Raw genomic sequence first — 14,863 nt, 5'->3', positions numbered from 1 at the left:
CAAAATGCGTCTGTCCGGGCTGGATCGCAAGGAGGCAGGTCAGATTTTCAGGATCAGCTGTGCCGGGAGTGCTTTTTGTGAGCAACGACATGGCGCACGCTGACCATGCGTACAGCAGCCCCATGGTGCGAAATCCGGCCATAACGGCGCGGCGCCGCCGGCGCATCAGCAACTTCCATGGGGCGCGAAGACGCCAGCAGAAAACCGCGATGGAAACGACCACGGCGGCTGGCAGATGCCATCAGGACACCGGAGGGTGCAGCCGGATGAAGCAGTGGCTGGGGAGCGACACCTTCATCCGCAAACCCCTTGTCAAGCAGAGCCACCATTTCCATGGAGCGACGTGCATTGCTGGAAGACCCCATGACCACGCCGATCAGGCGCACATTGCCGCGCTGGGCAGAGGTGATGAGATTATGGCCTGCCAGATCGGTATAGCCCGTCTTGAGACCATCAGCGCCCGCATAGATTTTCAGCATCGGATCATGGTTCGGAACCATACGGCGATGGAAATAGAAGGAGGGGACGTTGAAATAGTGATAATATTGCGGGAAATCCGCAATCAGATGCTGCGACAGCAGGGCCAGATCATGAGCTGTCGTAACCTGATCCGGGTCAGGCAGACCGGAAGCATTACGGAACGTCGTATTGACCATCCCCAGCGCCCGCGCCTGCTGCGTCATGAGCTGGGCGAAACGCACTTCGTCTCCGCCGCCAAGGAACTCACCGAGAGCACAGGCTGCATCATTGGCGGATTTCGTGACCAGCCCCAGAATGCCCTGCTCCACCGTCAGCTTCGTTCCCGGCACAAGACCCAGCTTTGACGGAGCCTGAATGGAGGCGTGGATGGACACCGGAACCTGCTCGTCCAGCGTAATCTGATGCGCCTCAAGAGCGCGGAATGTCAGATAGAGCGTCATGAGCTTTGTCAGGGACGCAGGATAGCGTTGCAGTTCAGCATCCGTCGCAGACAGAACGGCACCAGTTTTGGCATCCATCACATAGCTTGAGACGTGTCCGGCATATTGCGCCTTCGCCGATCCCAGCCCCATGGTTGTCATGGCGCATAACAGAAAAGCTTTCTGGAACGGGAAACGCATCTACTGACAGCCTCTGAACGGAACGTCGTCTCGGGAAAGATCTGGGCTTTTGAGCCACCTGTATTACAGGCAGTCTAGGCGCATTGAAAACTTCCCGTCCACCAGCTTTGAAGGACTTTCCTTAATTTTTCGTAAGCAGGGCGGAAAGGAGGCAGCATCGTGGCACCCGACGCATAAAAACCTTATTTCAGGGGCTTGCAGCCCTTCTCAAGACCGAAATTCGCACCATATCATACCCGTCATGTCTTCTTACGATCTTCCCCCCTGTCCAAACGGCCTTTCCGGTGTCGCGTCTTTACGGAGTCCAGCCCGTATGGGGCCGGAGTCTCCCGACTCCATTCCGCCTCATGGGCCGGACAGGAGAGACGGGGATCAGGACCTTGACGTCAGCGTGGTGGTGCGCCCCAGAACCCGGACGCGCAAACCTTCCATGTACAAGGTTCTGATGCTCAACGACGACTACACGCCCATGGAGTTCGTGGTGCATGTGTTGGAGCGCTTCTTTGCCAAGACCCGGGACGAGGCAACGTCCGTGATGCTTCAGGTTCACCAGCGCGGCGTCGGAGTCTGCGGGGTGTTCACCTATGAAGTGGCTGAAAGCAAGGTGACACAGGTGATGGATCTGGCACGCCAGAACCAGCACCCCCTTCAGTGCACGATTGAAAAAGACTGATCCGTCTGACAGGCAGAAAAGCCCGGATGCAGGATAATTTCTTGTTTCCATCTGCGTTTCTGACTGGCGTTACACGTTACTCCGCGACAAGATACCTTTCCCACGAGAGGTCGAGAGGAGCGCCATCACATGCTGTCCCGTACGCTCGAACAGACACTCCACCGCGCCCTGACATTCGCAGGTGACCGGCGTCATGAATATGCAACCCTCGAACATCTTCTGCTCGCGCTGACAGAAGACGACGATGCTCTGACGGTCTTCCGGGCCTGCGGCATCGATCTCGACAAGCTGCGCTCCGATCTGACGGATTTCCTGGACAAGGATCTGGCCGGACTAGCGGCGGAACGTCCGACGGAACCCAAACCGACCGCTGCTTTCCAGCGCGTGATCCAGCGCGCGGCCATCCATGTGCAGAGCACGGGGCGCGACGAGGTTACGGGCGCAAACGTGCTTGTGGCTCTGTTTGCCGAACGTGAAAGTCACGCCGTCTATTTCCTGCAGCTGCAGGACATGACACGACTCGATGCAGTCAATTTCATCTCGCACGGTATCGCCAAGGCTCCGGATCGGGGTGCAGGACGGCGCGCGGCTGCGGCCTCCAAGGACACATCCGAGCGCGAGGAGCGCAAGGAAACACCCAAGGAAGGCGCACTCGCGACCTATTGCGTCGATCTGAACGAACGTGCGCGTGAAGGACGGATCGATCCGCTCATCGGGCGCGATCAGGAAATCGAACGCACCATCCAGATCCTGTGCCGCCGCACGAAGAACAATCCGCTTTATGTTGGCGATCCCGGCGTCGGCAAGACGGCGATTGCCGAAGGTCTGGCCAAACGGATCGTGGAAGGCGACGTGCCGGAAGTTCTGCTGAATAGCACGATCTACTCGCTCGACATGGGCTCGCTTCTGGCCGGCACGCGCTATCGTGGCGATTTCGAAGAGCGGTTGAAGGCCGTCGTGACGGAAATGGACCAGACCCCTGGCGCCATCCTGTTCATCGACGAAATCCACACCGTCATTGGCGCAGGTGCGACTTCGGGTGGGGCAATGGATGCGTCCAACCTGCTCAAGCCTGCCCTGGCTGCGGGGACGCTGCGTTGCATCGGCTCGACAACCTATAAAGAGTTCCGTCAGCATTTCGAGAAGGACCGGGCGCTTGTCCGCCGCTTCCAGAAAATCGACGTGCCGGAGCCCTCGATCGAGGATGCGATCAAGATTCTTCGCGGCCTGAAGGGCAGCTACGAGAAGCATCACAAAGTCCGTTACACCGAAGAAGCCTTGCGGGGTGCGGTCGAACTGGCGGCCAAGTATGTCCATGACCGTAAACTGCCGGACAAGGCGATCGATGTGATCGACGAAGTTGGCGCGGCTCGGATGCTGGTGCCCGAGAACAAGCGCCGCAAGACCGTGACGTTAAAGGACGTGGAAGAGGCCATCGCCAAGATCGCCCGCATCCCGCCCAAGAGCGTTTCGGCCGATGACCGTGAAACCCTGCGCCATCTGGAGCGAGACCTGCGGAACATGGTCTTCGGGCAGGACAAGGCGATCGACGCGCTGGCTGCGGCGATCAAGCTGTCTCGCGCCGGGCTGCGCGATGCGGAAAAGCCGATCGGCAACTATCTGTTCTCCGGCCCCACGGGCGTGGGCAAGACGGAAGTCGCCAAGCAGCTTTCCAACTCGCTCGGGATTGAGCTGATCCGCTTCGACATGTCCGAATACATGGAGCGTCATTCGATCTCGCGTCTGATCGGTGCGCCTCCGGGCTATGTCGGGTTTGATCAGGGCGGTCTGCTAACCGATGCGATCGACCAGCATCCGCATGCGGTCCTGCTGCTGGACGAAATCGAGAAGGCCCATCCGGACCTGTTCAATGTCCTGCTTCAGGTCATGGATCATGGTCGCCTGACGGATCACAACGGCAAGGTCGTTGATTTCCGCAACGTGATCCTGATCATGACCACCAATGCGGGCGCAGCGGACCTGTCCAAGGAAGCGATCGGGTTTGGACGGACGGCGCGGAGTGGCGAGGACGAAGAGGCGGTCAAACGCCTGTTCACCCCGGAATTCCGCAATCGTCTGGACGCGATCATTCCCTTCGCCAACCTGACGCCGGAGACCGTAGGCCGCGTGGTCGAGAAGTTCGTGCTTCAGCTCGAAGCCCAGCTTGCCGACCGCCATGTGACGATCGAGATTTCCTCGAGCGCCAAAGAATGGCTTGCCGAGCGCGGGTACGATCGGCTGTATGGCGCGCGCCCGCTGGGACGCGTCATTCAGGAATACATCAAGAAGCCTCTGGCCGAAGAACTGCTTTTCGGACGGCTGGCTCAGGGCGGTGCCGTTCGGATCGGCATGAAGAACGGCGCACTCGACTTCGATATTCTCGAAGGCAAGGATGACACCAAGGGCGAGGATGGCGCTTCGAAGAAAGACGAAGCGACAAGCTGAAGCCTGGCACTCCAGAAAAGGCCCGTGAGACACTGCCTCACGGGCCTTTTTTGTTACTGGTAGCGGGTACCGTTCACCACGACATAGCCGGGCCAGGGCCATTTGCGACCTGTGCCATGATGGGTCCAGTCCACGCCCTGGCGGCGCAGGCTGTCGTAATAGTAGCGGCCTTGGACCTCAACCTGATCGCCCTTGCTGACCCAGGGCCATTGCGGTGCATTCATCTGGTCCAGATCGGACACGATCCGGATAGAGATCCCCTGTCCGACCGACAGATAGAAATAGCCGTGCCAACCGCTGCGAGTCCGTTTTGCTCTGGGGGAGACAGCCAACACCTGTCCACACAGATGCTCGGGCAGGTCGATGCCGGTCGGGCCGCTCTGTTCCAGTTCCTGCTGATCGGCGAAGAAACGCGCATTGTCACACTGTGCTGGCATGCCATGCGTGCTGTGGGGTGCAGTATTCTGACCGAAAAAGCCCTGAGCTGATGCGGCCAATGGCGCGCATAGTAGTGCCACAGCAAACGTGGAGAGCAGACGGGATGTCATGAAGAGGGTTTTCTCCTATCGAAGCGGCTCTGTCGTTGCTCTGCCGCCGGAAGGGCCGGACCGGACACAAAAAAGCCCGCCCCGGTGAGGGAACGGGCCTTTCTGCTGGTCCGCGATAACGGATCAGGGGGCTTCGCTGGCGCCTTCACCGGCGGCAGGCTCAGCCTTGGCGGCGTCGCTGACAGCCGGACGTGCCGGTGCGCCATCCGTGATCATTTCGAGCTGACCGGTGATCTGACCACCGTCTTCAACCTGAAGGCGGCGGCACTTCACCTTGCCAATAAGGCGACCGGTCGCGCGGATCGTCAGGCTTCCATTGACGGTCAGGGTGCCGTCGATCGTGCCAGCCAGTTCCGCGTCTTCAACCTCAACGCCACCCCGGAACACACCGCCATGCGTGACCTGAAGCTCCGCAGCATGGATCATGCTGGACTCGACCGTGCCTTCAACAACGAGGCGCTCGGCGTCCTGCACGGAACCCTGAACGCTGATGCCACGGCCGACAACAAGCGTACGACGCTCCGGACCGGTCTGGCGCGGTGCGCCCGGAACGGCGGCCACACCGGGGCGCGGTGCCCCTGCCGGCGTCACGCCCGTCGGAGAATTGGAAGACGGCGGTGCCGGGAAAGGGGTACGACCCATGGGCGCGGGGTCCTTCTGCTGGTTGGGCTGCTGGGCAGGTTGGGGACTGGAGGGCGATCCGGATCCTGACGCGGGAGCCGTCTGGCTGGGAGCGTCCGGCCGGTTGGGGAAAATGGGCTGACCTGCAAGTTTGCCGTTCTCGACAGGCTTGGAGTCATCTTCCGGTTTGCGTCTTCTGAACAAGGAAACCCCGCTGCGGATCTGGAAAAGAACACTCTAATTCTGTCTCGGACGTCTCCCGGAAAATCCATTGCGAGAACTGGACGCTCGCAGACAGAGCATTCGGGAGCCGGTCTTTCGACAAGGCTACACGCTCACGACCCGGCGGGACAAGACGCGCATTTCCATAAATGTGACGAAATCTCACGGATGAAAACGGCGTCGGGGTCACCGGGAGTTGGCGTGAACCCAGAGGGCACCTATGATCGTGTTGATTTAATGGCGCAGCCTGCCCGTTAAATGTTTTTTTCTGAAGTTTTCAGCGACCTGACCGGAGTTCCAATGTCTGCACCCCAGCATGACCTTCTGTGTATCGGCAATGCCATCGTCGACGTTCTCGCCCCTGTGGGCCAGGACCTGATCGACGGGCTTGGCGCTGCTGCCGGGAGCATGACCCTGATCGACGCTGCCACGGCGCATGCCATCGAAAGCCGCGTAGATATCGAAAACGTGACAGGTGGCGGCTCTGGCGCCAACACGGCCGTCGTAGCGGCCCGTATGGGGGCAAAAGTGGCCTATCTCGGCAAGGTCACGGCTGATGAAGCTGGCGACCATTTCACGCGCGACATCCGCGAACAGGGCATCACCTTCCCGTCCGAGCCGCTTCCGGCCGCCGATGGCACGCCGACCGCACGCTGTATCGTTCTGGTAACGCCCGAAGGCCAGCGTACCATGTTCACCTATCTTGGCGCCTGCACGGAATTCACGCCCGAGGACGTGCATGAATCCGTCGTGGCGGATGCAGCCATCACCTATCTGGAAGGCTATCTGTACGACAAGCCACAGGCTCAGGAAGCCTTCGAACACGCGGCCCGTCTGGCCCGCAAGGCTGGCCGTCAGGTCGCCCTGACGCTGTCCGACACGTTCTGTGTGGAACGCCATCGCGCGGCCTTCCACGAGCTTGTGGCGGGCCATGTGGACATCCTGTTCGCCAACGAGGCCGAACTTCTGGCTCTGTACGAAGTCACGGATTTCGAAGAAGCTGTCACGCAGGTTGCCGCTGAAACCAAGCTGGCCGTCATCACGCGCAGCGAAAAGGGTGCGGTCGTGATTGGCGAAGGCGAGCGCCATGACGTTCCGACAACGGAAGTGAAGGTCGTGGACACCACGGGCGCTGGCGATGCGTTCGCAGCAGGCTTCCTGGCCGGACTGAGCAAGAAGCACGACCTCGTCACCTGCGCGAAGCTGGGCAATCAGGCGGCCGGTGAGATCATCACCCGCTACGGTGCCCGCCCGACCGAGACGTTCACGCTTAAAGCCTGAGACGTACCTCTGGGCCGGTCTTACAGATCGGCCCACCCAATACGGGTTACCCCATACCGGTCGAATGCCTCCCGCCCAGCCGGGTCCAGAAGGGCGGCCAGTTCGCCCTCCTGCTCATAGCCCGGCATGAAACGCTTCATCATGGCGTCCTGAGCCGTGGCGGGGTGAAAGTAGATTTCGCTCGTGCCCGTGGGCAGACGCGGAATGAGACTGCGGATACGCTCCGGCGTCATATGGCCGGACCAGCGCAGCCCGAAACACCAGTCATTGGTTTTCAGCCCCGCCTTGCGGATCTGGTGACGCAGCACGCCGATCCAGTGACGCAGGGCGCGGTCTCCCAGCGTGTCGTTGGCTTCGACAGGCTCCGGCGGCTCCAAGGGTGAGCGGACAGCCCGCACTCCATGCTCCAGACCGGCCTCGATCAGAAAGCGCCCGACCGTCGGATGCAGATGCATGTGTTTGTGGGCATTTGCATGATCGAGCGTCAGCCCACTCGCCACAAAGGCCCGGAACTGAGCTTCAATTTCGCGACGCAGCGCACTCCGGGCCTGCGGGCTGAAAAAATACTCCACACCCAGACGAAGCTGGTTCCGTCCGAACCATCCCTGCCCGTCCGTAATGGCGGGCAGATCGAGCACGGACTTGCCCTCAATCGCCACCACATGCAGCCCGACTTTCAGATCCGGCATGGTCTTCGCTCGCCGGATAGCATCCTCGGCGGCATCTCCGGCAACCATCAGACTGGCCGTGGACAGGATGCCGTTGCGATGAGCCTGTTCGATAGCCTCGTTGACTTCGAGGCTCATGCCGAAATCATCGGCAGAGACGATGGCGCGGCGCAGGGAACTGGATGTCATGGCGGACCTCACAAAAAAGGGGCCATGACATGCGCCATGACCCCTGAAAAATAATACGTCAGGCGCGCCGCTCAGGCGGCGTGACGGTCCTTGAGGAACTGGAAGAACTCCACACCTTCGCGCAGACGACGCTTCATCATCTGCGGGCTGCGGATCATCTCGTTGACGATGGAGGCGATCTTGGAGCCGCGGAAGTAGAACTTGCGGTAGAACTCCTCGACGCTCTCGAAGATTTCTGTATGCGACAGATGCGGATAATGCAGCGGTGCAATCTGCACGCCACTCTCATCAATCAGTTCGGCTTCCGCCTCGTTCAGCCAGCCGTTTTCCGTCGCCTGCTTGTGCAGGAACGTGCCGGGATACGGCGCGGCCAGGGAAACCTGCAGGGTATGCGGGTTGATTTCCTTGGCGAACTGGATCGTCTCCTGAATGGTCTCCTTCGTCTCGCCCGGCAGGCCGACGATGAAGGTTCCGTGGATCTTGATGCCCAGCTTGTGGCAGTTGCGCGTGAATTCCTTGGCCGTTTCGACCAGCATGCCCTTCTTGATGTTGTGAAGGATCTGCTGGTTGCCGCTCTCATACCCGACGAGCAGCAGACGCAGGCCGTTTTCCTTGAGAACCTTTAGGGTGTCGTAAGGAACATTCGCCTTGGCGTTGCAGGACCATGTGACACCGAGCTTACCCATTTCGCGGGCAATGGCTTCGGCGCGCGGCAGATCGTCCGTGAAGGTGTCATCATCGAACATGAATTCCTGCACTTCGGGGAAGTACTGCTTGGCCAGCCGCACTTCGGCAGCCACATGCTCGGGGCTGCGGGTCCGGTAACGATGGCCGCCCACCGTCTGCGGCCACAGGCAGAACGTGCAGCGCGACTTGCAGCCACGGCCCGTATAGATCGAGATGTAGGGGTGCTTCAGATAGCCGATGAAGTAGTCGTTGATATTGAGGTCACGCTTATAGACCTCGGTCACGAACGGCAGGCTGTCCATGTCTTCGATCATCGCGCGATCCTTGTTCGCGACGATCTCACCCTTCTCGTTGCGCCAGGTGATGCCGTCCACTTCCGCAAGTGGTTTGCCTTCGGCGATTTCCTTGATGGTGAAGTCGAATTCGTTGCGCGCCACGAAGTCGATCGGGCTGCCCTTCTCCATGCTCTCGGTCGGCTGGACGGCCACCTTCGCACCGACCATGCCGATCATGATCTTCGGATTGGCATCCTTGATCATCTGCGCAACGCGGACGTCAGAAGCGAAGGACGGCGTGGACGTATGGATGACGACAAGGTCGCGGTTCTTTACGTCTTCGAGGATGGGGTCCATGCCCATCTTGGCGGGAGGAGCATCAATCAAACGTGATCCGGGAACGAGAGCGGCCGGCTGGGCCAGCCATGTCGGAAACCAGAAGGATTTGATTTCGCGCTTTGCCTGGTAGCGGGAGCCCGCGCCACCGTCAAAGCCGTCGAAGGAAGGAGGCTGGAGAAAAAGGGTTCTCATCATGATCGGACACTCCTTTGGGTGGCGCCGGCCTGGAGCGAGGGGGCGCAGGACACGGAATTACGTTTTCTTCGGGCGATATGGACCGTTCTGCCCCGCCATGCAACGCGCGATCCGCGCGCACTGCCCACCATGATGGCAGCAGACAGCCAGTCACGGATGACCAGAAGCGGGATGACGCTGGGGAGCGGACAGTCCGTGGCACGGTCCATGATGCGGCTTCCGATGGCACGGAGCAGCCATGTCAGAAGCAGCAGGAGCCATGTCCACCAGGCATTCGGACGGAACAGCACGGCCGTCACAGCCCAGAATAAGGGAAGCTGAATGGATGACAGACCATAGCCGACCGGCGCGACATTTTTGACGGTCCGCCCCCAGCGCAGCTCATGCGCCAGCAGCTCGCCGAGCGAATGTTCGCCCACAGTCGTGTGGGTCAGGGTCGGGGCGATAGCGATATTTTCGCCCCGCGCCCGGATGAGCTGACCCAATTCGGCATCATCCGCCACATGATCGACCAGCGCCTCAAGACCACCGATCTCTTCAAGGGTCTGACGCCGCAGGGCCATCGTGGCGCCCAGACAGTCCTGACGTCCGAGGAAACGGGACATCATGACGCCGGGCAGGAAATTATGATTGATCTGACAGGCACCGAGCTGCTGTACAAGCGTCCCGGCGGCAGGACGGCCAGAATACAGGGTAGTCACCAGACCGGTTCCCTGCTCTTCCAGACTCGTCACAACATGACGAAGATAATTGGGACTGGCATGAATGTCCGAGTCGGAGATCACGATAATGTCATGGCGGGCCTCCCCGTACATGTTCATCAGATTCCCGACCTTACGGTTCGGACCATATTCGCGCGGATCAATCACTACACTGACCGGAACCTGGGGATAACGCAGCCGAAGCCGTTCAATAACGGCCAGAGCAGTGTCCTGCGCGTCCTGCACGCCAAAGACAATCTGAAAGTCGGAATAGTCCTGTGTGAACACGCTTTCCAGAGCATCCTCCAGCAACGGCTCGTTGCCGTGCAGAGGCTTCATGACCGTGACGGCGGGCCATGTCCGCTCAAACAGGCGCAGCGCGTCATCTGCGCGGCGCTCCGTGCGACGGAACCGGGCGAGCAGGAGGGCGCCCGTCAGCGCCTGTAGGTTTCCAGCGGCAGAAACAAGGGCACAGACGCTGGCTGCAATGGTAAGAGGTAAGGGCACGACGGTGTTCTAGCCTTCCCAAACGCTTTTGGGAAAGACTGCCATCGCGGGACCGGGCTCAGTCATGCAGGAAATGGGCTGTCTTGTCGTCCAGATGATCGGCCAGACCATTGGCACCGCCCTGGCTCAGGGCACCCCCGAAATCGGAACGCTGGGCGGCGACCTGACTGATATGCGCGTTCAACAGAACGTCCGTAATCCGCCAGCCCGACGCTCCATTCGTCATGATATAGTCGATGGGCACGACCTCTGCGCCATCTGTCCCGCCGATCGTCGTATCGACAATCACACCTCCGGTCGAGTTTGGGCGCGTCTGTGGGGAGACGGTAAATGCGGCCTGCGCCTGAGGCTTAAACGATGCGGCATAGTGCGCGATCGTGAACTGACGGAACGATCCCAGAAGGCGCGTGCGATCCGAAGGGCTTAGACTGTTATAACGTACACCAACTGAGCGACGAAGAATCGCTTCAAGATCAAACGCATGATCCACGGCAGGAGCAATCATCGTTGCGCGCTGCTGGGCAGTTTTTCCGGTTTTCTGGGCAACCTTCAGCGCGTCATAGAGAGCTGTGACAGGCGCCACGGCAGCAGCGGAATCCGCCGGCGTAACCACATCTGCCGCATCGGCCAGCGCTGCCGGAGAGAGCGACGTCAACGCAACAGGCCCTGTCAGAAGGCAGGCAGACAGAAGAGACAGAGTCACTTTCGGGGGAAAACGGCAAATCATGGTCGTACTTTCGTCCTGGTAGACAATTCTGGGCATAGAGATCAGGTTCATGACACAATGTATCAGGTTCTGGCATCCATAAAGCCATCTGTGCTCGATTAGCCACAGGGGCGGTACGAAATATGCCGTCTGACATTGAGGCGAACACGACAATGGGTCTATAGGCAGTCAATCTAACGCCCGATGGTCCTTCACGTTTTCCGGTTTTCAAAACCGGGGCAGAAAAGGAGGCCACGGGCCATCCACGATGTGCAAGGCCCCGGGCGCCCTGATGGACGCACCTTCCGGAGGCTAGAACCAGAGGATTATAATGGCCGTTCCTTTGATGCAGGCTGTCCGAGTCGGACGGTACGTTGTCAAGCAGCACCTCACGGGCCGCAAGCGATATCCGCTGGTCCTGATGCTCGAACCGCTGTTCCGTTGCAATCTGGCCTGCGCCGGTTGCGGCAAGATCGACTATCCGGCGCAGATCCTGAACCAGCGTCTCAGCCTTCAGGAATGTCTGGATGCCGACACGGAAGCCGGTGCTCCTGTCATTGCAATCGCCGGTGGTGAACCCCTCCTGCACAAGGAAATGCCCCAGATCGTTAAAGGTTTGATCGGGCGCAAAAAATACGTCTACCTGTGCACGAACGGGCTGCTGCTTGAAAAGAAGCTCGACGATTACGAGCCCTCCCCGTTCTTCTCCTGGGACGTGCATCTTGACGGCGATCAGGTGATGCATGACGCCTCGGTGTGTCAGGACGGCGTGTATGACCGTGCCGTAGCGGCCATCCGCCTTGCAAAATCCCGTGGCTTCCGCGTCTCGATCAACTGCACCGTCTTCGATGGAGTCGTCCCCGAACGTCTCGCAGCCTTCTTCGATGAAGTCATGGCTTTGGGCGTTGACGGCATCATGACGGCTCCGGGCTATGCCTATGAGCGCGCGCCGGATCAGGAGCACTTCCTGAACCGCCAGAAGACAAAGCAGCTTTTCCGCGACGTATTCCGCCTTGGAAAAGGCAAGAAATGGCGCTTCACGCAGTCCCCGCTGTTCCTGAACTTCCTGGCAGGCAATGAAAACTATCACTGCACGCCTTGGGGCAAGCCGCTACGTACGGTCTTTGGCTGGCAGCGTCCGTGCTATCTGCTCGGCGAAGGTTATGCCAAGACCTTCAAGGAGCTGATGGAAGACACAGCCTGGGAGCAGTACGGTACAGGCGCATATGAGAAATGCGCCGACTGCATGGTGCATTCCGGTTACGAATCCACAGCCGTCATGGACGCTGTCGCACGCCCCTGGCACATCGCGAAGGTCGCCCTGTTCGGCCCCGAGACCGAAAAGCCGATGGTTCCGGAAATCTCGCTCGCCAACCAGCGTCCTGCCGAATACGGCTATGAAGCGCAGGTCCAGCAGCAGATGGAACGCATTTCCACAGGCGCCAAGCCCGCTCGTGGCCCGCGTGTCCGTGTCAACGGCCGCCCGGCTGCCAATACAGTTTCAGAAGCTGCCGACGCAGCAGACTGAAAACGGATTTGTTTAATCCGCACGAAAAAACCGGCTCCCTGTGAGCCGGTTTTTTTATGGACAAGCCTGGCGTCTACACTCACCAAATGAATGGCATGGCATCCGTCAGTCGTCCTGTTATGATTGGCCATTCATTATTCCGGCCGGACCATGCTGACCCCTATTCTTGTTATCTGCCTGCTCATTTTCCTCAATGCCGTGTTTGCCATGGGAGAAATGGCTCTCATTTCGGCGAAACGGCCACGGCTTGAGGTTCTGGCCAAGCAGGGAGTCCGGGGAGCAACAACTGCAATCCGTCTGGCGGAAGATCCGCACAGTTTCCTGCCGACCGTTCAGGTCGGCATGACGTTGGTTTCCATTCTTGAAGGTACGTTTGGCGGCAGCCAGATGGAAGGCACCGTCACGCCCTGGATTGCGGACGTTCCCTCACTGCGCCCGATTGCCAGCGAAATCTCGATGGTTCTCGTTGTCGCAATCATCACCTTCGCCATGCTGGTTTTCGGTGAACTGATTCCCAAACAGATTGCCCTGCAACAACCGGAAGCCATTGCTTCACGTCTGGCTTGGCTTCTGGTCGGCGTCGCGCGGATAGCACAGCCGATTGTCTGGCTGCTGAGCGGCACATCCTCGCTGGTTCTCCGGGCACTCCGGATCGGACCTCTGACGCGCGCTGCCGTGACGGAAGAGGAACTGAAGGCTGTCCTCGCCGAAGGTGCGCGTGCGGGCGTACTAGAAACCGATGAACAGGCCATGATCGAGCGCCTTCTGCGTCTGGCAGACCGACCGGTAAGAGCCATCATGACGCCGCGCAATGAACTGTTCTGGATCGACAGACATGCGGATCAGGAAACACTGGTCCGCAAACTGCGCCAGACTTCATATGCCCGAATCGTGGTCTGTGAAGGCGATGTCGATCATCCGGTCGGCGTCATTCTTGCCAAGGACATCATGGACCGACTGCTGCTGAAACTTCCAGTTTCCGTTGATGCGGTCCTGCGTGAACCTCCCGTTATTCCGGATAGCCTCAGCGCCCAGGACATGATCGAGCGTATGCGCGGGGTCAATCTCGGAATTACGTTCGTTCTGGACGAATACGGTTCGTTCGAAGGCATCGTCACACCGTCGGACGTTCTGGAGGCAATCGTTGGCGAAGAAAAAACGGAGTCCTCTTCGTCTGAACTGCAGGCCGCCGAAGGCGAAGACGATTATATTTTTGAAGGTTTTATGCCTGCGGATGAACTACGCTCGCGGCTCAACCTGCCGGAACTCCCCGGCGCCGGAGGGTACCATACCCTTGGTGGTGTCATGCTGGCGCTTCTCAGGCGTGTTCCTGCACGTGGAGACAAGGTCGCGTTTGGCGGATGGCTATTCGAGGTTCTGGAAATGGACCGCCGGCGCGTCGGAAAGGTCAAGGTCAGCCGACAGATTCTTGCTGAGGACTGACCAGACGGTTTCAGGCCCGGCTTGTGAAAAAGGCCTGTCTTTCACTGACCGGCGCATAAGCTCCCTGATTGCCGTAGTTCTGGGGCAAAGTTGTCGCCGGAGTTGAGGTCAAAAGTTCAATTACACGCTTCTGTGCCGTAATTGCCCTTTGCAGAAGTTCACCATTGCGATTGCCCAGTTCTGTCATCTGTTCCAGTAAATCTCGATAAGGCAATGCTGACGACTCCAGTTTCTCTTCACTGTCTTCATCATCCGGACAGCAGGGACAAAGATCCTTTTTTCGATCATTGGCTACCGCGACTTCTTGCTCTAGCGTTCTGGCAGCATTCTGCTTGTCGGGCAGGAGCGCCAACGCATCCGGGATGCGCGCTTCTTCCAAGGCAGAATTTTCCTCTTCCAGAATGGCGATCAGCCGCTGCATGGCGGGAATAATGGACGCGCTCATTTCTGCTCCTGCATGGCCAGCATCTGGCGATCGATCGCATCCGTCATGCCGATACCACCATTGTTTTCCATCTGTTTGGCAATCTGCTCCACCAGCATGGGCCGGAACTGCTTTTCTCCGGCTCCGCCGCTGAACATGTTGTCACTGTCGTCTTCTGTCGCGAACATGGGCTGAAGCATTTGGTTGATAGCCATGGATTCGAAATCCTGGGCAGACTTCAGGGTTTTAGCCGGGTCTGCCTTCTGCCCATGTAACGGAAATCCGGATGATATTGTGCTGCTGGTCGAGGA

At 59.2% G+C, this 14,863-nt stretch carries 14 protein-coding genes; 5 read left to right on the top strand and 9 right to left on the bottom strand.

Features of this window, described 5'->3' with window-relative positions:
• Positions 1-53 precede the first annotated feature (53 nt).
• Positions 54-1,100, bottom strand: a complete 1,047-nt coding sequence (locus JK208_RS10565; RefSeq protein ID WP_211576118.1) for a D-alanyl-D-alanine carboxypeptidase family protein — start codon at positions 1,098-1,100, stop codon at positions 54-56.
• 313 nt (positions 1,101-1,413) lie between these two features.
• On the opposite strand from JK208_RS10565, the gene clpS reads away from it, so the two are divergent.
• Positions 1,414-1,773 (top strand): ATP-dependent Clp protease adapter ClpS, encoded by a 360-nt coding sequence (gene clpS / locus JK208_RS10560; protein WP_174694259.1) that lies wholly within the window; start codon positions 1,414-1,416, stop codon positions 1,771-1,773.
• A gap of 129 nt (positions 1,774-1,902) precedes the next feature.
• The gene (gene clpA / locus JK208_RS10555) at positions 1,903-4,218 is read left to right on the top strand and encodes an ATP-dependent Clp protease ATP-binding subunit ClpA (protein ID WP_211576117.1); all 2,316 of its coding nucleotides are present in this window, start codon (positions 1,903-1,905) and stop codon (positions 4,216-4,218) included.
• A 53-nt stretch (positions 4,219-4,271) separates the two neighbouring features.
• Here clpA and JK208_RS10550 read toward each other — a convergent pair whose 3' ends face one another.
• Entirely contained in the window at positions 4,272-4,766 is a 495-nt protein-coding gene (locus JK208_RS10550; protein ID WP_211576116.1) for a DUF3465 domain-containing protein, read from the bottom strand.
• 123 nt (positions 4,767-4,889) lie between these two features.
• Entirely contained in the window at positions 4,890-5,591 is a 702-nt protein-coding gene (locus JK208_RS10545) for a polymer-forming cytoskeletal protein (protein ID WP_228125381.1), read from the bottom strand.
• A gap of 318 nt (positions 5,592-5,909) precedes the next feature.
• Between JK208_RS10545 and JK208_RS10540 the strand changes: the two genes are divergently transcribed.
• Complete coding sequence (locus JK208_RS10540) at positions 5,910-6,890, top strand: adenosine kinase (protein ID WP_211576115.1); 981 nt, start codon at positions 5,910-5,912, stop codon at positions 6,888-6,890.
• A 20-nt stretch (positions 6,891-6,910) separates the two neighbouring features.
• On the opposite strand, the gene hpnK is transcribed toward JK208_RS10540, so the two are convergent.
• From hpnK to JK208_RS10520, 4 genes are all read right to left on the bottom strand, one after another.
• Positions 6,911-7,747 (bottom strand): hopanoid biosynthesis-associated protein HpnK, encoded by an 837-nt coding sequence (gene hpnK / locus JK208_RS10535; protein ID WP_211576114.1) that lies wholly within the window; start codon positions 7,745-7,747, stop codon positions 6,911-6,913.
• A 71-nt stretch (positions 7,748-7,818) separates the two neighbouring features.
• Positions 7,819-9,243 (bottom strand): hopanoid biosynthesis associated radical SAM protein HpnJ, encoded by a 1,425-nt coding sequence (gene hpnJ, locus JK208_RS10530; protein ID WP_211576113.1) that lies wholly within the window; start codon positions 9,241-9,243, stop codon positions 7,819-7,821.
• A complete protein-coding gene (hpnI, locus tag JK208_RS10525; RefSeq protein ID WP_211576112.1) occupies positions 9,240-10,451 on the bottom strand; it encodes a bacteriohopanetetrol glucosamine biosynthesis glycosyltransferase HpnI in 1,212 nt (403 codons plus the stop codon). The genes hpnJ and hpnI overlap by 4 nt, the downstream gene beginning before the upstream one ends.
• A 58-nt stretch (positions 10,452-10,509) precedes the next feature.
• On the bottom strand, positions 10,510-11,178 hold the full coding sequence (locus JK208_RS10520; protein ID WP_211576111.1) for an ABC transporter substrate-binding protein: 669 nt from the start codon (positions 11,176-11,178) through the stop codon (positions 10,510-10,512).
• A gap of 310 nt (positions 11,179-11,488) precedes the next feature.
• Here JK208_RS10520 and hpnH point away from each other — a divergent pair, with 310 nt between their 5' ends.
• Positions 11,489-12,685: an adenosyl-hopene transferase HpnH gene (gene hpnH, locus JK208_RS10515; RefSeq protein ID WP_099286250.1), complete on the top strand. Its 1,197-nt coding sequence runs from the start codon at positions 11,489-11,491 to the stop codon at positions 12,683-12,685.
• Between the two features lie 150 nt (positions 12,686-12,835).
• Positions 12,836-14,128, top strand: coding sequence for a hemolysin family protein (locus JK208_RS10510; RefSeq protein ID WP_194267592.1), 1,293 nt, complete (start codon positions 12,836-12,838; stop codon positions 14,126-14,128).
• A 10-nt stretch (positions 14,129-14,138) separates the two neighbouring features.
• Here JK208_RS10510 and JK208_RS10505 read toward each other — a convergent pair whose 3' ends face one another.
• Positions 14,139-14,573: a flagellar protein FlgN gene (locus tag JK208_RS10505; protein WP_211576110.1), complete on the bottom strand. Its 435-nt coding sequence runs from the start codon at positions 14,571-14,573 to the stop codon at positions 14,139-14,141.
• Positions 14,570-14,767 (bottom strand): rod-binding protein, encoded by a 198-nt coding sequence (locus tag JK208_RS10500; protein ID WP_228125379.1) that lies wholly within the window; start codon positions 14,765-14,767, stop codon positions 14,570-14,572. Before JK208_RS10500 ends, JK208_RS10505 begins: the two co-directional genes overlap by 4 nt.
• Between the last annotated feature and the right edge of the window lie 96 nt (positions 14,768-14,863).

The organism is Gluconobacter sp. Dm-74 (assembly GCF_018256135.1).
Classification (GTDB): domain Bacteria; phylum Pseudomonadota; class Alphaproteobacteria; order Acetobacterales; family Acetobacteraceae; genus Gluconobacter; species Gluconobacter cadivus.
This window is presented reverse-complemented; position numbering and strand designations above follow the sequence as displayed.